17 protein-coding genes are annotated in these 18012 nt (G+C 60.7%); 10 read left to right on the top strand and 7 right to left on the bottom strand.

Features of this window, described 5'->3' with window-relative positions:
- Positions 1-101 precede the first annotated feature (101 nt).
- On the bottom strand, positions 102-1052 hold the full coding sequence (locus tag BN1137_RS12645; RefSeq protein ID WP_050718944.1) for a CYTH domain-containing protein: 951 nt from the start codon (positions 1050-1052) through the stop codon (positions 102-104).
- Positions 1053-1222: 170 nt separating this feature from the next.
- Here BN1137_RS12645 and BN1137_RS12640 point away from each other — a divergent pair, with 170 nt between their 5' ends.
- Together BN1137_RS12640 and BN1137_RS12635 are read left to right on the top strand one after the other, a co-directional pair.
- Positions 1223-1903: a TIGR00153 family protein gene (locus BN1137_RS12640; protein ID WP_050718943.1), complete on the top strand. Its 681-nt coding sequence runs from the start codon at positions 1223-1225 to the stop codon at positions 1901-1903.
- 25 nt (positions 1904-1928) lie between these two features.
- Positions 1929-3194 (top strand): inorganic phosphate transporter, encoded by a 1266-nt coding sequence (locus BN1137_RS12635; protein ID WP_050718942.1) that lies wholly within the window; start codon positions 1929-1931, stop codon positions 3192-3194.
- A gap of 172 nt (positions 3195-3366) precedes the next feature.
- Here the strand turns inward: BN1137_RS12635 and BN1137_RS12630 are convergent, their stop codons facing one another.
- Positions 3367-4605 carry a multifunctional CCA addition/repair protein gene (locus BN1137_RS12630; protein WP_050718941.1) on the bottom strand — a complete coding sequence of 413 codons (1239 nt, stop codon included), beginning with the start codon at positions 4603-4605 and terminating at the stop codon, positions 3367-3369.
- Between the two features lie 300 nt (positions 4606-4905).
- On the opposite strand from BN1137_RS12630, the gene BN1137_RS12625 reads away from it, so the two are divergent.
- The 5 genes from BN1137_RS12625 (at position 4906) to mltC (ending at position 9965) form a co-directional block, all read left to right on the top strand.
- Complete coding sequence (locus tag BN1137_RS12625; RefSeq protein WP_050718940.1) at positions 4906-6549, top strand: ExeA family protein; 1644 nt, start codon at positions 4906-4908, stop codon at positions 6547-6549.
- Entirely contained in the window at positions 6549-7238 is a 690-nt protein-coding gene (exeB, locus tag BN1137_RS12620) for a GspB family T2SS assembly factor variant ExeB (RefSeq protein WP_050718939.1), read from the top strand. The genes BN1137_RS12625 and exeB overlap by 1 nt, the downstream gene beginning before the upstream one ends.
- A 94-nt stretch (positions 7239-7332) precedes the next feature.
- A complete protein-coding gene (mutY, locus tag BN1137_RS12615; RefSeq protein WP_050718938.1) occupies positions 7333-8394 on the top strand; it encodes an A/G-specific adenine glycosylase in 1062 nt (353 codons plus the stop codon).
- 21 nt (positions 8395-8415) lie between these two features.
- Positions 8416-8688: an oxidative damage protection protein gene (locus BN1137_RS12610; RefSeq protein ID WP_005313967.1), complete on the top strand. Its 273-nt coding sequence runs from the start codon at positions 8416-8418 to the stop codon at positions 8686-8688.
- 176 nt (positions 8689-8864) lie between these two features.
- Positions 8865-9965, top strand: coding sequence for a membrane-bound lytic murein transglycosylase MltC (gene mltC / locus BN1137_RS12605; RefSeq protein ID WP_050718937.1), 1101 nt, complete (start codon positions 8865-8867; stop codon positions 9963-9965).
- A 70-nt stretch (positions 9966-10035) separates the two neighbouring features.
- Here mltC and BN1137_RS12600 read toward each other — a convergent pair whose 3' ends face one another.
- Positions 10036-10416: a YgiW/YdeI family stress tolerance OB fold protein gene (locus BN1137_RS12600; protein WP_050718936.1), complete on the bottom strand. Its 381-nt coding sequence runs from the start codon at positions 10414-10416 to the stop codon at positions 10036-10038.
- Positions 10417-10657: 241 nt separating this feature from the next.
- Here BN1137_RS12600 and BN1137_RS12595 point away from each other — a divergent pair, with 241 nt between their 5' ends.
- Both BN1137_RS12595 and ompA read left to right on the top strand, forming a co-directional pair.
- Positions 10658-11665: an SGNH/GDSL hydrolase family protein gene (locus tag BN1137_RS12595; protein WP_050718935.1), complete on the top strand. Its 1008-nt coding sequence runs from the start codon at positions 10658-10660 to the stop codon at positions 11663-11665.
- Positions 11666-11953: 288 nt separating this feature from the next.
- A complete protein-coding gene (gene ompA / locus BN1137_RS12590) occupies positions 11954-12985 on the top strand; it encodes a porin OmpA (protein ID WP_050718934.1) in 1032 nt (343 codons plus the stop codon).
- Between the two features lie 63 nt (positions 12986-13048).
- On the opposite strand, the gene BN1137_RS12585 is transcribed toward ompA, so the two are convergent.
- The 3 genes from BN1137_RS12585 to BN1137_RS12575 are packed head-to-tail and all read right to left on the bottom strand — an operon-like array spanning position 13049 to position 16525.
- Complete coding sequence (locus BN1137_RS12585) at positions 13049-13618, bottom strand: PqiC family protein (RefSeq protein WP_050718933.1); 570 nt, start codon at positions 13616-13618, stop codon at positions 13049-13051.
- Entirely contained in the window at positions 13618-15264 is a 1647-nt protein-coding gene (gene pqiB / locus BN1137_RS12580; RefSeq protein WP_050718932.1) for an intermembrane transport protein PqiB, read from the bottom strand. The genes BN1137_RS12585 and pqiB overlap by 1 nt, the downstream gene beginning before the upstream one ends.
- Positions 15257-16525: a paraquat-inducible protein A gene (locus BN1137_RS12575; RefSeq protein ID WP_050718931.1), complete on the bottom strand. Its 1269-nt coding sequence runs from the start codon at positions 16523-16525 to the stop codon at positions 15257-15259. The genes pqiB and BN1137_RS12575 overlap by 8 nt, the downstream gene beginning before the upstream one ends.
- 180 nt (positions 16526-16705) lie before the next feature.
- Between BN1137_RS12575 and hfq the strand changes: the two genes are divergently transcribed.
- The gene (gene hfq / locus BN1137_RS12570; RefSeq protein WP_010675750.1) at positions 16706-17065 is read left to right on the top strand and encodes an RNA chaperone Hfq; all 360 of its coding nucleotides are present in this window, start codon (positions 16706-16708) and stop codon (positions 17063-17065) included.
- Positions 17066-17200: 135 nt separating this feature from the next.
- Here hfq and BN1137_RS12565 read toward each other — a convergent pair whose 3' ends face one another.
- Positions 17201-17791, bottom strand: a complete 591-nt coding sequence (locus BN1137_RS12565) for an HAD family hydrolase (protein ID WP_050718930.1) — start codon at positions 17789-17791, stop codon at positions 17201-17203.
- Positions 17792-18012: the final 221 nt, after the last annotated feature.

The following is an 18012-nucleotide window of genomic DNA, read 5'->3' as shown; positions in this document are numbered from 1 at the left end:
CTATGAGGCCAACGACCGCACTGGCCAGATGGAAATCAGAGACAAAAAAGGTGAGCCTAGGCTCACCTTTTTACTACCAGCCTTTTACTGTCTGCCGGACCTCAATGGCCCAGATGCAGCCAGGCCGCGATGGCCAGTTGCAATCGAACGAGGTCTGCATGGTGCAGCAGGGCCAACAATGTCTCATCCTCGCCCGCCGCCTGTGCCAGCACGTCATGCTGGATCAGCAGCGCAGCCAGCCAGGGTGGCGCCACCGCCAGGGTCGCCGCCGCCTCCATCAGCAGAGTCGCCCCCTGCAAGAGCCCCTGCCGCGCCTGCTGCCGTTCACTTCCCTCGCTCTCTAGCCAGAGCTGCTCATGGTGCTGCCAATGCTGCAAGCCGAGGGTGATGCAGGCCTCGACGGCGAGTCCGCTGACATCCGGCAGGGGCTGCGCAGCCAGCGGCTTGCCTAGCCCCGCCAGCCGATACCCGCGCTGCGCCTTGGATTGTGCCCCCAGCCTGACACCGCCCAGCCCGGCCAGCCGCTCTGCCAGTCCAAACAGGGCCTGGGCACTACCGGACTTGAGCTCCAGCTCCAGCTCGTCGATCTCGCTGCGACCCAGCGAGCCGACGATATCCCCCCGATCCCAGGCCAGCTCGATCTGTGCCCCTTCAAAGGCGATCAGCCAGTGCTTGCGCTCAAAGTCGGTTCGAAACTGGGCAACCAGTTTGTCCTGTATGTCGTCACGCGCGGCCAGACTCGGCCAGATATCGTCGGGGAAACTGACCAGGGTCGGTAATTCTCCCACCACGGGGGCGTTGTATTCGGGGCGGGCGTGCAATCCCCCCACCACCTGGCCCCGGCATTTGATAGTTTGCTCAGAAAAATTGTCACTGCGGCGAATACGCAATCCCATGTCGAGCCTGCGTAAATCCAGGGTTGGCGTATCGAAATAGACATTGCCGAGCCCGACTTGAGCTGATGAAATAATTTCAAGTGAATTCAGAAGGTTGGAAAGAGGTTCCTGGATGTCGCTGGCGACAAAAAACTTTATCTCGATCTCAGTTTGCATAGTCATTCCGGGCTGGCAGGCAACTTTGGAGGGCATGATCCCGATCGCGAGGATATAATGCCAGCGAAACGTAACGATTAATTCACGGTTTTATTGAGGCCATAGTTCAGTTACCATGCGCCCTTCATAAAATAGTATCGAGTGTTTTTTCACCGACACAGGTTTTGGCCATGCCAGTAAATACTATCCTGGGGCTTTTTGCCAAGTCCCCCATCAAGCCGCTGCAGAAGCATATCGTCAAAGTACATGTGTGCTGCGAGCAGCTCATTCCGTTCTTTGATGCCGTTGCCGAAGACCGCTGGGAAGATGCCGAGAAGATCCGGCAACAGATCGCCCAGCTGGAAAAAGAAGCGGACATCCTCAAACGTGAAATTCGTCTGAAACTGCCCCGCGGCCTGTTTCTGCCGGTCGCTCGTACCGATCTGCTGGAACTGCTGACCCAGCAGGACAAGATTGCCAACCGTGCCAAGGATATTTCCGGCCGCATGCTTGGTCGTAAAATGGAATTCCCCTCCGAGATGCGCGCCGATTTCATGGCCTATCTCAAACGTTGTATCGATGCGACCGCCCAAGCCGAAAAAGCCATCGGAGAACTCGATGAGCTGCTCGAAACCGGCTTTAAAGGACGTGAAGTTGAAATGGTTGCCGAGATGATCCATCAACTGGATCTTATCGAGGACGATACTGACACCATGCAGATCGGGCTGCGCCAACAGCTGCAAGCCGTTGAGCACAAATACAATCCGATCGACGTTATGTTCCTCTACAAGATCCTCGAATGGGTAGGTGACCTGGCTGACCAGGCCGAGCGCGTTGGCGCCCGTCTGGAACTGATGCTGGCTCGTTCGTAATCGACTGACTGGGTAAACACTACTAATGGACATTATCGCAAATTACGGCACCACTCTGGTGCTCGTGGCGGCCTTGTTCGGCTTTTTGATGGCCTGGGGTATTGGTGCGAACGACGTCGCCAACGCCATGGGCACATCGGTCGGCACCAAATCCCTGACCATTCGTCAGGCGATCATCATCGCCATGATCTTCGAGTTTGCCGGTGCCTATCTGGCCGGTGGCGAGGTCACGGCGACTATCCGTAACGGTATCATCGATACCAATGCCTTCTCCGATACCCCGGACTTGCTGGTGCTCGGCATGATTGCCTCCCTGCTGGCGGCGGGTCTCTGGTTGATCCTGGCCTCTTACTTTGGCTGGCCCGTCTCCACCACCCACTCCATCATCGGTGCCATCGTCGGCTTCGCCGTGGTGAGTGTCGGTCCGGAAGCGGTGCAATGGAGCAAGTTTGGCGGCATCGTCGGCTCCTGGATAGTCACCCCGGCCATCTCGGGCATCATCGCCTACTTCATGTTCATCAGCGTGCAGAAGCTCATCTTCAACACCGATGATCCGCTGGCCAACGCCAAGCGCTACGTGCCGTTCTATATGTTCCTGACCGCGCTGGTCATCTGCCTGGTCACCATCAAGAAAGGGCTGACCCACGTCGGTCTGCACCTGAGTGACGGCGAGGGGATCCTGCTCTCCGTCGCCATCTCGGTGGCGCTCTCCATCGCGGGCTGGTTCTATATTCGTGGCCAGCAGTACAACCCGCAGGATGACAACAAGATGCACTTCGCCAACGTGGAGAAGGTATTCGGCATCCTGATGGTGATCACCGCCTGCGCCATGGCCTTCGCTCACGGCTCCAATGACGTGGCCAACGCCATAGGCCCGCTCTCCGCCGTGGTCTCCACCGTGGAAAGCGCCGGCCAGATCACCGGCAACTCCCACATCGCCTGGTGGATCCTGCCGCTCGGCGGCATCGGCATCGTCATCGGCCTCGCCACCATGGGTGAGAAGGTGATGGCGACCGTGGGCACGGGTATCACTCACCTGACCCCGAGCCGTGGCTTTGCCGCCCAGCTGGCCACTGCCGCCACCGTGGTGATCGCCTCCGGTACCGGTCTGCCCATCTCCACCACCCAGACTCTGGTCGGTGCCGTGATGGGGGTCGGTCTGGCCCGTGGCATTGCTGCCCTGAACCTCGGCGTGCTGCGCAACATCGTGGTCTCCTGGGTCATCACCCTGCCCGCCGGCGCCATCCTGGCCATCGCCATCTTCTACGTGCTGCAGGCCTGCTTCTCTTAACGCGCCTCGCAACAAAAAGCCCGGGTCAATGACCCGGGCTTTTTTATGCCTTCTGCTGCCTCAATCGGCCGTTCTCGCTTTATAAGCCAACCACAGCAGATGGTTTATTCTTCTGTGTGGCCTATATGCAGAAAATTCAGCTACCACCATCGATGGTGACGACCCTATGGGCTCACTCCTCGATAAAGGTCCACTCGTCGTGTACCCGGCTGATGGCATCGAGCCGCCGTTTGGCGAGCTGTTCGCGGATCTCTTCCCCCTTGAACCCCGCCGCCACTATATCTTTGACCGGCACCAGCTGGGCTGCGGCGAGCGCCTGGGCCACATAATCCGGCTCGGCATAGACCCGCTCTTCGAAGCCGGTACGACCGTGAAAATCGGCGCGGCAGGTATCGAGCAGCTGGGCGAAACGCTCTGGCCTGCGCCAGGCATCCGCCTTGTCAAACAGCTTGAGCAGGGTTGCCGGCTTGAGTTCAAACGCGATGTGGATCTGGGTGTGCAGATCGCTCACCAGCAGCGCCAGATCCCGGCAGTCGTTCGGCACCCTGAACCGTTCGCAGAAATCCCGAATGAGCGGCAAGCCTTTCTGACCGTGACCGTGATGGCTCGGCCAGAACGCTGGCGGCGTCAGCCCCTTGCCAAAATCGTGACAGAGGGCGGCGAAGCGTACCGCCAACTCGGGGGAGCGCAAACAAGCCTGCTCCAGCACCATCATGGTGTGGATGCCGGTATCGATCTCCGGGTGCCACTTGGCCGGCGCCGGCACCCCGAACAGCGCATCCAGCTCGGGGAACAGCGCCTTGAGGGCGCCGCATTCGCGCAGCACCTCGAAGAAGACCCTGGGGGTCTGCCCCAACAGCACCTTCTCCAGCTCCTTCCAGACCCGCTCCGGGGTCAGGTGGGCGAGCTCGCCCGCCTCCGCCATCTCCCGCATCAGCGCCAGCGTCTCGGGCGCGACTGTGAACCCCTGGGCATGGAAGCGGGCGGCGAAGCGGGCGACCCGCAGGATGCGCAGGGGATCTTCGGCGAAGGCCGGGGAGACGTGACGCAGCAGCCGGGCTTCCAGATCTTGCAGGCCACCATAGGGGTCGTGCAGCTGGCCGTTCTCATCCTCGGCGATGGCGTTGACGGTAAGATCCCGACGCAGCAAGTCCTGCTCCAAGGTGACGCTCGGGTCGGCGTGGCAGACAAACCCGGTATAACCCTGGCCCTGTTTGCGCTCGGTGCGCGCCAGCGCGTACTCCTGCTGGGTCTTGGGATGGAGAAATACCGGGAAGTCACGGCCAACCTGGGAGAAGCCAAGATCCAGCATCTGTTGCACGGTGGCACCCACCACCAGGTGATCCCGGTCGCCCTGTGGCAATCCCAACAGGCGATCCCGCACCGCCCCTCCAACCAGATAAGTCTGCACGCGCACTCTCCCTCAATAAACCTGTCTCGATGATACCGCTTTTGGCCGCCGGACACGACGGCCCCCTTATCAAGGAGGTCGATGGCCCCGTCCCACTCAGTGACCGGAGCAACCCGAACACAGGGGGCGGAGCAAGGAGCTACCCCCATCGTTTTCGCCTCGGATCCTGTCAATTATCCGACCCCGATCACCCTAGCCGTTTGGGTCGCCGGGTATCCTGCCCCTCTTATGGTATCCGGGTCTTTGACATCCCTCTGGGGAGGCTTTAACCTGCCGCCCATAACAATGGAATGGATCCTTATGTACACACAGTTCTTCGGTCTGTCGGAGCCGCCGTTCTCCATCTCGCCCAACCCCAAATACCTCTACATGAGCGAACGCCACGCAGAGGCTCTGGCCCACCTCAACTACGGGTTGCAGGATGGGGGAGGCTTTGTGCTGCTCACCGGCGAAGTGGGTACGGGCAAGACCACCGTCTCCCGCTGTCTGTTGCAGCAGTTGCCGGCCGACACCGAGATCGCCTACATCCTCAATCCCTCCCTGACCGAGCGGGATCTGCTGGCGGCCATCTGTGACGAATTCCAGCTCCCCTATGAGAAAGACGCCGGCCTCAAGCCGCTGTTCGACCTCATCCGCGATCACCTGCTGGCCAACCTGGCGGCAGGCAAACGTACTGTGGTACTGGTGGATGAAGCGCAGCATCTTCTGCCAGGCGTACTGGAACAGCTACGTCTGCTCACCAATCTCGAAACCGATGAGAAGAAACTGCTGCAAGTCGTGCTCATCGGTCAGCCCGAGTTGCAACAGATGTTGCGCCAGCCCCTGCTGCGCCAGCTGGCTCAGCGCATCACCGCCCGCTATCACCTGCTGCCGCTGTCGCGCCAGGACGTGGACGCCTATGTGCGCTTCCGCCTGCAGGTGGCGGGGTGCATTCAGCCCATCTTTACCCCCAAGGCGATCCAGACCCTGCATCGCCTCTCCGGTGGCATCCCGCGCCTCATCAACCTCATCTGTGATCGCGCCCTGATCGCCGCCTTCGCCCGTGGCAGCCACAAGATAGTGCACGGCGACATCAGCCTTGCCGCCTATGAGGTGAGTGGCATCCGCGACGAGGGCAGCTGGCAATCCGGTCTCACCGTCGCGCTGGTGGGAGCCCTGCTGGTCGCCGCCGGCTGGTGGAGCTGGCAGTTGTTCGGGGTCTTCCCCGCCCGGCCTTTGGTCAAGGTAGAAGTGCCGGTCAAGGTGGACGACACCCCGGAGCAGCAGGAGCAGCTGACCCGCGCCATCAATCAGGCGCTGGAACCGGATATCGCCATGCAGAATCTCTACAAGGTGTGGGGCTACCAGGCCGAGCTGGAGGAGGCAACCTGCGACAGCGCGCCACGCGCGGGCCTGCGCTGCCAGGAGGGCGATGCCTCCCTTGCCGAGCTGCAGGCGCTGCAGCACCCGGCCCTCATCAGCCTGACCGATGAGACCGGTGGCCTCTACTACGCCACCCTGGTGAGCCTGGGGGCGGACAAGGCTTCCCTGCTCATCGGTAACCAGAGCTGGCAGGTGGACCGGCAGTGGCTGTCGGATGTCTGGGGTGGCAGTTACACCCTGCTGTGGCGCATGCCCAAGGGTGGCGTCACCCTGATCGGCAACAATGCCGGCGGGGCCCAGGTACAGTGGCTGGACAATGCCTTGAGCCGCGCCATGCAGCAACCGGATCGCAAGGTGAGCCGCTTCGATGCCGAGCTCAAGAACAAATTGCAGCAGTTCCAGCGTGAGCAGGGACTGACCCCGGATGGCATCGCCGGCAGCAATACCCTGCTGCGCCTGAATGTGCAGGCCGGTGAGCCCATGCCCAAATTGGAAGATGAGTCACTGCGCGACAGCACACCGGTCAAACTGGATGCCATGGCAGATGAGTCCATCTCCCCCTTGTCCGAGGAGGCGTCCTGATGTCTACCCTGCTCAAAGCCCTGCGCCGGGCCGATCAGCCCCAGTTCACGCCCCACATGCCGCTCATGGGTCTGTCCGTGAGCCGGGAGGAGGAGCCAAACCGTCGCTGGATCTGGTGGCTGCTGGCACCCCTCGCCCTGCTGATGGGCGCGGGTGCCAACTATGGCTGGCACCTGCTCAATCTCAAACCCATCGAACAACAGGTCGAGGTGAAAGAGGTGATCACCCCGCCCTTCGTGCGGGTCGAGCCCAAGCCGATGATCACCCGTCCCCTGCCGCCCCCGCTGCCAGAACCCGTGGTGATCCCCAAGGCCACCGTCGCGGCGCCCGCCACGGCGGTGCCAGGCAATCACGGCCAGAGCCTGGCCGAGCGCATCATGATGGCCCTCAACAACACCCCGCTGCAGGAAGAGATGGCCGCGCCACAAGCTCAGGCCGAAACCCAGGCCATGCCGCTCAGCGCCCTGCCGCCAGCCCTGTTGCAGCAGGTGCCGCCGCTGACCTATGGCGCCCACAACTACTCCTCCGATCCGGCCAAACGGGCCGTGGTGCTCAACGGACGGGAGCTACGCGAAGGGAGCGAAGTCGCCCCCGGCGTGGCCCTGGTCGCCATCGCCCAGGATTACATTATCCTGCAGGTCGGCAACCAGCATGCCAGCCTCAAGGCGCTGCAAGACTGGCAGGGTTAATAACACATCGAACTGGCCAGCCTCGCTGGCCAGCCACCGACAGCAAGAGGGAGCCTGAGAGCTCCCCTTTTTAATCGACAAAAATGAGTATAATGTGAGCAACTCAGACAACGCGACGTTCGCCACCCGGATCCTGGATTGGTACCAGATCCATGGCCGCAAGACCCTGCCCTGGCAGCAAGACAAGACCCCCTATCGGGTCTGGATCTCCGAGATCATGCTGCAACAGACCCAGGTCGCCACGGTGATCCCCTATTACCAGCGCTTTATGGCCCGCTTCCCCGACGTGCTGGCACTGGCCGACGCGCCCATCGACGAGGTGCTGCACCACTGGACCGGGCTCGGCTATTACGCCCGTGCCCGCAACCTGCACAAGGCGGCCCAGACTATCCGCGATCAGCACGGCGGACTGTTCCCGGAGCGGTTGGAAGAGGTGATGGCGCTGCCCGGTATCGGCCGCTCCACCGCCGGCGCAGTGCTCTCCCTCTCGCTTGGCCAACCCCACGCCATCCTGGATGGCAACGTGAAACGGGTGCTCACCCGCTGGCTGGCGCTACCGGGCTGGCCCGGTCAGAAACAGGTGGAAAACGATCTGTGGGAGCTGGCGACCCGCCTCACGCCCAAGCTGGGCGTCGCCCACTACAACCAGGCCATGATGGACATGGGCGCCACCGTCTGTACCCGCAGCAAGCCCGCCTGCGCGCGCTGCCCGGTCCAGGCCGATTGCCAGGGGCTGTCGCAGGGCAATCCCACCGCCTACCCCAACAGCAAACCGAAGAAGAGCATTCCGGCCCGCACCGGCATCATGCTGCTCATTCGCCACGGCGATCAGTTGCTGCTGGAGAAGCGGCCACCGCAGGGGATCTGGGGCGGGCTCTACTGCTTCCCGCAGGTGGAGTCACAGGTCGAGATTGAGGGACGCTTGCAGGCACTGGGGCTGAGCGGCAGCGACTACCGGGAACTCCCTGGTTTTCGGCACACTTTCAGTCACTTCCACCTCGATATTCAGCCCATACTGATCGAAATCGCTGCCCCTGTGCCCCCGCTGCTCATGGAAGCGGATTCTCGACTCTGGTATAACTTACGCCATCCTGCCGAGGTGGGGCTGGCGGCCGCCACAGCCCGTCTGCTCGCCTACCCGGACTTACAACCCTGACTTGCAACCATAGAGGTCAACATGAGCCGTACCGTATTTTGTCAGCGTCTGAAAAAAGAGGGGCCTGGCCTGGATTTCCAACTCTATCCCGGCGAGCTCGGCAAGCGCATCTTTGACAACATCAGCAAGGAAGCCTGGACCGAATGGCAGAAGAAGCAGGTGATGCTGATCAACGAGAAGAAGCTGAACATGATGAACCTCGAGCATCGTCAGCTGCTGGAAAAAGAGATGGTGAGCTACCTGTTTGAAGCGGGTGAAGTGGCCATCGACGGTTATACCCCGCCCAGCCAATAAGTTGGCGCTGTGATCTAGGGTGTGCTCATCGAGGGTCACATCTCCCACGTAGCCAATGAAATGAATTGTCCCTGTGAGCAAGGCGAGGATACCTACCGTTGACCATCGACGGTTATGCCTCCCTTAGCCCACAGCAATGAGTGACGGGCGGCCCCGCCGCCCAGTTTGAGGATCTTATGGGTCGAATTTTTTGGCTGCTGTGCGCCGTGCTGTTGCTCTCTGCCTGCTCCTCGTCTCCCAAGCCCAGTGATGAAGACGAGGATCTGGTCAACGGCAAGGACACCCGCGGCTTCGAACACATGATCAGTGCGCTCTCCCATAACGTGAACGAGATATGGGGACGCGAGGCGCTGTTTGCGGGCAAGTTTGACTACGTCAAATACACGGATCAGTACAAGAGCCGGGCCCACATCGACTTCGCCAGCGGCCACATCATGGTAGAGACCGTCTCCGGGATCGATCCCCGCGCCCACCTGCGCCGCGCCATCATAGAGACACTGCTGACCCCGGACGATCCGGCGGAAGTGGATCTCTACTCCGACCGGGAGATCCTGCCCGGTGGCGAGCCTTTCCTCTATGGCCAAGTGCTGGACAATCAGGGCCAGCCGATCCGCTCCGACTGGCGCGCCGAACGCTATGCCGACTATCTGCTCAGCACGGCGATGAAGAAGCGCACCCTGGGTATTCGCAACATCTTCTTCGTCGACATCCCCATGGTGGCCAACCATGAGGACAGGCGCGGCTACAAGTACGCCAGCATCATCCGCGATGCCTCCCGCAAGTACGGGGTCGCCGAGAGCCTGATCTACGCGGTGATCAAGACCGAGAGCAGCTTCAACCCCTACGCGGTCAGCCACGCCAACGCCTATGGCCTGATGCAGGTGATCCCGGCCACCGCCGGACGGGACGTCTATGTGCGGGTGAAGGGCAAGAATGGCCAGCCGACCCGGGAGGACCTGTTCAATCCGGCCTACAACATCGACGTGGGCACGGCTTATCTGCACCTGCTGCAGACGGTCTATCTGGTGGATATTCAGGATCCGCAGTCTCGCCGCTACGCGGTGATCTCCGCCTACAACGGCGGGGCCGGCGGGGTACTCAATACCTTCTCCAGCAACCGTAAGGTAGCGCCGGACATGATCAACCGGCTCTCGCCAGAGGCGGTTTATCAGGTGCTGACCGAGCGCCATCCCAAGGCGGAAGCGCGCCGCTATCTCTACAAGGTCAATCAGGCTGAGAAGGGGTTCAAGCGTACCGTTGCCAGTCGGGCGGGCTGACGGTATCCAAAAACAAGAAGGGCGCTCATGGAGCGCCCTTCTTTTATCTGATGCAGTGCCGTCATCACCCTTACTTGGCGATGAAGCCACCCTTGCTCGGTGCCGCGGCGCCAACCTTCTCCAGGCTCTTGACCTCCACTTCGGTCTTGTTCCAGCTGTGGTCAACCTCACCACGGATACGGATCAGATCGTTCGGTCCCACTTCGGTGCCACGCCACACATCCTGATCCACTTCCACTTCCACCTCACCGCTGGTATCGCGGAACATGTAGTTCTCGCCACCCAGGTGCTTGACCAGATTGCCTTCCAGGGTTACCCAGTTGTCATCGGCCACGTCTTTCAACTGTGCGACCGAGACCTTGTTCTGCTCCTGCGGGCCTGTGTAGGCCGCCATGGCGAAAGAGGATACGGACATCAGGGCCACCAGGCCGATTACGCTAGCTTTGTTCATTTCATGCTCCTGTCTTTGCGGTATGAGGTCATATTGCCCCTTCCTTCGTGAAACAAACGTGAAGCGCACCCCATCTGGGGGAGTCGAGTGTGACCGTAATCGATTTAATCGACATGCCTTACTGCGAAATTTAATTCGGCTTAATACCCTGCGACGTGGCAAATCGGGTCCCCAGCCCGGCTTGCCGCTTCGAGGAAAAGCCTGCAGGCACTACCTGCACCCATGTAACGAGAACAACAATATGAAAAAATGGCTTGTGTGTTTACTGGGACTCTTCGCGCTGACCATCCAGGCAGCCGAGAGTCGTCCCGCCTTCTCCCGCATCGTGATGTTCGGCGATAGCTTGTCCGATACCGGCAAGATGTATGGCAAGATGCGCGGTTATCTCCCCTCCAGCCCACCCTATTACCAGGGTCGCTTCTCCAACGGTCCGGTCTGGCTGGAGCAGCTGCCCCAGCATTTCCCGGGACTGAAGATAGCCAACGAGGCGGAAGGCGGTGCCACCGCTGTGGCATACAACAAGATCTCCTGGAATCCCAAGTATCAGGTCATCAACAATCTGGACTACGAGATCACCCAGTTCCTGGAGAAAGACAGCTTCAAACCTGACGATCTGGTGATCCTCTGGGTCGGCGCCAACGACTATCTGGCCTATGGCTGGAACACGGAGCAGGATGCCAAGCGGGTGCGTGACGTCATCAGCGACTCGGCGAATCGTCTGGTGCTGAACGGTGCGAAGCAGGTGCTGCTGTTCAACCTGCCGGATCTCGGCCAGAACCCGTCGGCCCGCAGCCAGAAAGTGGTGGCCGCGGCCAGCCATGTTTCGTCCTATCACAACGAACTGCTGCTGAACCTGGCTCGCCAGCTGGCGCCCACCGGCCTGGTGAAGCTGTTCGAGATCGACAAGCAGTTCGCCGAGATGCTGCGTGAGCCGCAGAACTTCGGCCTGAGCGACATCGAGAATGCCTGCTACGGCGGTAGCTATGTGTGGAAACCTTTCTCTTCCCGCAGCGCCAGCACTGACAGCCAGCTCTCGGCCTTCAGCGAGCCTGAGCGCCTCGCCATCGCAGGCAACCCCTTGCTGGCCCAGGCCGTTGCCAGCCCGATGGCACGCCGCAGCGCAGGCGAGCTCAACTGTGAAGGCAAGATGTTCTGGGATCAAGTCCATCCGACCACGGTCGTGCACGCAGCCTTGAGCGAACGAGCCGCCGCCTTCATCGAGCAGGAGTATGAATTCATCGCCCAGTGATGATGCCCAGGCCGACACGCTCTGTCGGCCTTTTTATGAACGCCCCTCTTGCTCGCAAAACAAACAACTCATATGACACCCGTCACAAATCGGAGCCATAGTGCCCCCTCCCCTCCGCTAACTCCTCTATGATGCAAATCGATATCACAATATGTTTTATATCAGTTGCTTGTGGTTCAAAAAAAACGGGCTACGCTTAAACATGTTGTGACTGGACACAGGCTCAACCCATGAGGTGAGGCGATACCGATTCGATCTCTCCCACAGATAAAATTGCAGAGGCTTCATATGAATAAAACACTGATTACCTTACTGGTTTCAGGCTTGCTTGCGGCCAACGCTCAGGCAGCCGGACAAGATAACACCTGGTATGGCGGTGCCAAATTGGGTTGGTCCAACTTCTACGGCGTCGACGAGAGCAACAGCATCCTCTCCACCGATGAGGACAACGACGAAGTCGGGGCCGGTCTCTTCGGCGGCTACCAGATCAACCGGAACCTGGGCATCGAACTGGGTTACGACTATCTGGGCAAATACAAATACAGCGGTACCCGCAACGCCGCGGCCTTCAATGATTCAGTCGAAGCTCAACTTGCCCAGTTGACCCTGAAGCTGGGCTTCCCGGTCACTGAGAGCCTGGATCTCTACGGTCGCCTCGGTGGCGGCTATGGCTGGACCAGCAGCGATGCGCTGGGCAGCGACAGCCGCGGGACCTTCATCGGCGCACTGGGTGCCGAATATGCTCTCAACCTGGACTGGGCCGCCCGCCTCGAATATCAATACAGCACCCCCTATGGCAGCCGTGATGATACCGGTCTGCGCATGGACAACGGCCTGCTCTCCCTGGCGGCCGTCTATCGCTTCGGTCAGGTCGCGGCGGCACTGCCGGTCGCGGCCCCGGCTCCTGCACCAGAACCCGTCGTAGTCGACAAGCAGTTCACCCTGAGCTCAGACGTGCTGTTTGACTTCAACAAGGCCACCCTCAAACCGGCCGCCGGCCAAGCTCTGGATACCCTGTATAGCCAGATTGAAGAAGCCAGACCCAAGGATGGCTCCGCCACCGTCATCGGCTACACCGACCGTATCGGCTCCGATGCCTATAACCAGAAGCTGTCTGAACAGCGCGCCCAGACAGTCGCCAACTACCTGATTGGCAAGGGCTTACCTGCCGGCAAGGTGAACGTGGAAGGGCATGGCAAGAACAATCCGATTACCGGCGAGAGCTGCACCAGCAAGTCCAAGCGTGATCTGATCGTCTGCCTGGCCCCGGATCGTCGGGTTGAAGTGAAGGTACAAGGGGTCTCCGAGGTACAACAATAACCTCGCGTCATCCGCACCAAACAAAACGGGAGGCCTTGGCCTCCCGTTTCTTTATTGCCTCATTCAGGCTCGCGTGCGTATGTCAGCCGCTATCTCATCCAGCAGCTGCTGCCAGCCCTGTCCCAGCTCATCCACCAGAGTGCCATAACCATCGGCGGGCAAGACCCGTACTTGCTGGAAGGGCACGTCCCGCAGCACGACTCCATCCTCGGTCAGCAAGCGCCAGCGACCGCTGAGCAAGGCGCGGCCATCGTGGCGCCCCTGGAAGCGTTCCACCGAGATGGTCAGGACGGGCCCCTTGCGGGCTCCGTCCTGACGCACCACCCAACCCGGCAGGCGGCTGGAGAGGCCATCCAGTGTCAGCTGATTGAGCTGAGCATCCAGGGATCCAGCCCAGCGGTGGTACTCGGCAAAGTGCAGTTCATTGCCTTCCAGCTGATAGACCAGGCTGACCCTGTCCAGCTGTCCCGACAGGGCGATGGGCCGCAACACCAGCTGGTGTTGCGGCTGGGTTGCCAGGGTCGGCGCTGGCTGGCTGTCGGCATCGAGGGAGTAGTAATGCAGGCTGGTGGGGGCTGAACTGCAACCCGCCAACAGGCCCAGCAAGGCCAGCGTCATCATCTGTTTTTTCATCATTTTCCTCGCTTGGGCTCTGGGTCCAGGGGACGGGAACGATCGAAGATCAGCGAACTCGGCTGCTCATTCAATGAATGGACCAGGGGTTGTAGCTCTCCCATCAACTGGTTGAGGGATTGCACCGACTGGCGCAGCTCCTGATTGGTCTGGGAGCCGGCATCATAGGTCTGCAACGTCTCCTGCAACTGCTTGAGGCTCTGATTCAGCGACGCCGGCAACTGTTGGGTCGATTGCTGGCCGGTGAACTGCTCCAGGTTCGAGCTCACAGCGCTGACGTGCTTGAGCGTCTTGTCCAGGGTCGCCAGAGTGCTGTTGACCTGGGTCAGCGTGGTTGCCATGTCCATGTCGACGAACTTGTCGAGGATGAGGTTCACCTTCCGCTCTATCTGATCCAGCCCGCCCTGTGCGGTCGGGAACACCTGATAGCCCGCGACTTTAAGCGGCTGGTAGGCGGGCACGTCCGGGTAGAAGTTCAGATCCACCACCTTGCCACCGGTCAGCAGGCTGGAGGTCTTGAGACTGGCCCTCAGACCTTCCTTGAATTGCTTGTTGAACAGGGCACGCCACTGCTCCTTCTCCGCATTGGCGTAGCGGTGAGAGAGCCGCTGCACCTCGATGCGCGCCAGCACCGGGATCTGGCGGCTCTTGAACAGCTGAACCCCCTTGTCGTCGATGAGGTAGGGAGCCGAGATGACGGTACCGACCCGAATACCGCGATATTGCACGGCCGCACCCGGGTGCAGACCGCCCACGTCATTCTCGAACAGGAAGACGTAGTCGATGAACTGATCCAGGCTACCGGCCAGCACGCTCGCCTCATCCTTGAACAGCACGAACTCTTCCTGCTGCTTGACCGGCTCACCCGGCAGCCAGCCAGGTGGCAGCCCCATGGTGATGCCGCCGTTGACCAGACTCTCCAGGGAGTCCATCTTGACCTTCATCCCCTCGCTGCTCATGGAGACCTCGAAGCCTGGGGTCAGCCAGAAGCGGGAGTTGCTACTCACCAGGATGTCATAGGGGGCGTTGATGAAGAGCTGATACTCCATCTCGCTCTTCTCGGGCAGGAACTTGGCCTCCTCCACCTGACCTATTGTGAAGCCCTGATAGTTGATGGGCGACCCCACCCCCAACGCATTGGCATCACGGCTGGAGAGGGACAGCCGCAGCCCCTTGGCATCGAGCGACGCCAAGGGTGGCCTGTCGAGCATGGCGTAGGTGTTGCGCGCCTTGCCCTTCTTGCCCGGGGAGAGCTCGATATAGGCGCCGGAGAGCAGGGTGCCGAGGCCTGAGACCCCTTCCCGGCCTATCCTGGGCTTGACCACCCAGAACTGGCTGTCCTTTTTGAGCATGCCGGCGGCGGCACTGTTCAGGCGAGCCTTGAGCACCGCATGGCTGTAGTCATCACTGAGCTCCACCGCCTCAATGCGACCCACCTCCACCTCACGAGAACGGATCACCGTCTTGCCCGCCACTATGCCCTCGGCGGTGGCCACGGTCATAGTGAAGCTGGGGCCTTGTGAATACCAGTGCTGGAACAGCATCCAGGCTCCTATGAACAGCGCCAGCATGGGCACCATCCAGATAGCGGCGGCCGAGCTCAGAAAATCCGAACCGGGTTTCCACCTTGTCTTACGCTCACTCACGTTCGCGCTCTCCTTGTTGTAAATCCCAGATCAGTCGGGAATCGAAACTCATGGCGGCCACCATGGTGATCAACACGACCCCCGCAAAGGCGACGGCCGCAGGGCCAGGGTAGATGGTCATCAGATTATCGAGTCGGATGAGACCCGCCAAGATGGCCACCACGAAGACGTCGATCATCGACCAGCGCCCCACAAATTCGGTCATGCGATAGAGCTTGAGCTTGCGCAGCGGCGAGGCGCCCTGGCCACGCTGCACCACGTAGCAGAGCCACAGCAGCGCCAGGATCTTCACCAGAGGGATCACCACGCTGGCGAAGAAGATGACGGCGGCGATGGGATAGGAGCCCAGAGCCCACAACAGCACCACCCCGCCGAGTATGGTCGAGGGGCTGTCGTCCCCCAGGAATACCGTGTCCATGATGGGATAGAGGTTGGCGGGGATATAGAGGATCACCGAGGTGATCAGCAACGCCCAGGTGCGGTTCAGGCCCCCTGGTTTGCGCGCATGCAGGTGATCGCCGCAGCGCGGGCAGCGGTCGGTACCGGCCTCGCTCAGGGCACCACAAATATGGCAACCCACCAGCCCGGACTCCATGGCGCCGGCTTCGGGATCCAGCTCCCGCGCCTCGGTGGGGCCAAACAGCCGCTGCCACAGCCACATCCGATCCAAGGACGCCATCATCTTGATGAGCAGCACGGTATAACCGACGAAGGCCCAGAACGACAGCCCCATCTTGATGTCCGCCATGCCCATCAGCTTGACCAGGGAGATGAGCACCCCGATCAGGAACACATCCACCATCAGCCAAGGGCGGATCCGGCACAGCAGGCGGCCGAGGGAGCGCAGCGCCCGGCTGTGCATCTCCTTGTCGAGGCGCCAGAGCACCAGCATGATGGAGCCCACATAGACCAGCGGCAAGCCGATCAGGGTCAGGCTCAGTACGGCCCCGAGGAACAGGTAGCCCTGCTCCACCAGGGTGGTGATGCACTGTAGGAAGGTCATCTCCTGCCCCACCCCGTGGGAGGAGAACGACATGAAGGTGAAGACGTTGGATAGCGCGAACATGATGAGGGCAGCGAAGCCGTAGGCCAGTGGCCTGCGCTCCTGCTGCGGCAGATGGCGACTCAGGACGTGACCACAGCGGGGGCAACTGCTCGTCTCCCCGACCGCGAGCGGGGTGGCCGGCACCAGCAGGTCGCACTCTTCACAAGCCGTCGCGTCATGGGTATAAGTTGGGTGTTGGTGTGAAACCGGATGCAAGATAAGACCCCAGCATGAGGCCGCAAACGGCCAGAGCCGTCAATTATCGCAGCCGCCGCCGCTAACCACCAGCCCTGATCATCGGCTCGTTCAGCTTCGCGACGCAAGAGAATGACTTTGACAAGCCAGTAGGCATTTAGCACAATCAAACGCCACTTTTTTTCTGCGGGACAATAATTTATGACAACTGAATCCCCAAGCTACTCAACGATTGAGCAAGCCTTCTCCCTTGGGAACGGACAAGATTCCGCCCTCAACTGGCTGCGCAAGAACCGCAGTCAGGTCGCCATCTTCCTGGTAAGCGGCATCAAACTGGAAGGAACCATCAGCGGTTTCGACCAGTACAGCGTGCTGCTGACCGATGCCCATGGCAACCAGCAACTGGTCTACAAGGCCAAAATCTCCACCATCGCCATGCACTCAGGCCGCCCTGCCGTCAGCATCCAGCGGGCTCGCAAGCCGCGCGTCTCCATGGCACCGCGTCCCCATGGCGCCCCCAGCCGTTACGACGACAACCAGGGTGGTAGCAGCGAGCAGTGATGCTCGCCCTCTCGTCATCCTGAACGCTTTGCTACGTCAGCCAGTGACGGAGCCCGAGTCCACTCTCATGTTATCGCCTGTCCCGTATGAGAGTGGACTGTTCAATGAACCGATCGGATCACCGTTCCCATCCGCTCAGTAGGTCAAACCGACCGGTTTTCCTTCCTTGATCATGCAGACCTGCATGCCTGCGGCCTCACCGGCCTGTGCACCTATGCCCGTATCCTCAAACACCAGACAGCTGCCAGGCTCCACTCCCAATCGGCGTGCCACCAGCAGGAAGGTATCCGGATGGGGTTTGTGCAACTCCACGTCATCGGCGGTGACCACCACCGAAAAGTAACCATCCAGCCCGGTGTTGCGCAGCACGGCTTCGGCATTGATGCGAGGCGAGCCGGTGCCTATCCCCATGGGGATCTGGCCATGATAGCGCTTGACCAGCTCCAGCATGGCCGGGAAGGCCGTCGCCTTGTGCAGATTGGCCACGTAGTGCTCCGTCTTGCAGCGGGTCACCAACAGCGGATCCAGCGCTATCTGCTGTTCCTCGGCCACCAGCAGGGCAATCTTGCGGCTGGGCATGCCACCCAGTTCATAGAACCAGTCGGCATCAAACCGAAAGCCAAACTCGCGAGCGGCGTGCTCCCAGGCGGCCAGATGCAACGGCATGGAGTCCACCAGGGTGCCGTCGAGGTCGAAAACCAGGCCTTGAAATCCGGATAGGGTCATGGTGCAGGATCTGTCTTGTGAAAATGGGCCCCCATTCTAGCCAGAGCCGTCTCCCATCGCCACGAGCCAAATGCCGGGAAACGCTTGCCCCCACATTTATGGCCAAACAAAGTCGCGGCTACCGCCAACAGGACCGGGCATGGCGATGCATTAACGATCTCGGGATCGCTGCGATGAAGAGCATATAGAAGATGGGAAGAGGGCTGCGGAGAGACCCGCAG

The organism is Aeromonas tecta (assembly GCF_000820185.1).
GTDB lineage: Bacteria > Pseudomonadota > Gammaproteobacteria > Enterobacterales > Aeromonadaceae > Aeromonas > Aeromonas tecta.
The sequence above is the reverse complement of the archived record's forward strand: the minus strand, read 5'-3'. Positions and strand labels throughout refer to the sequence as shown.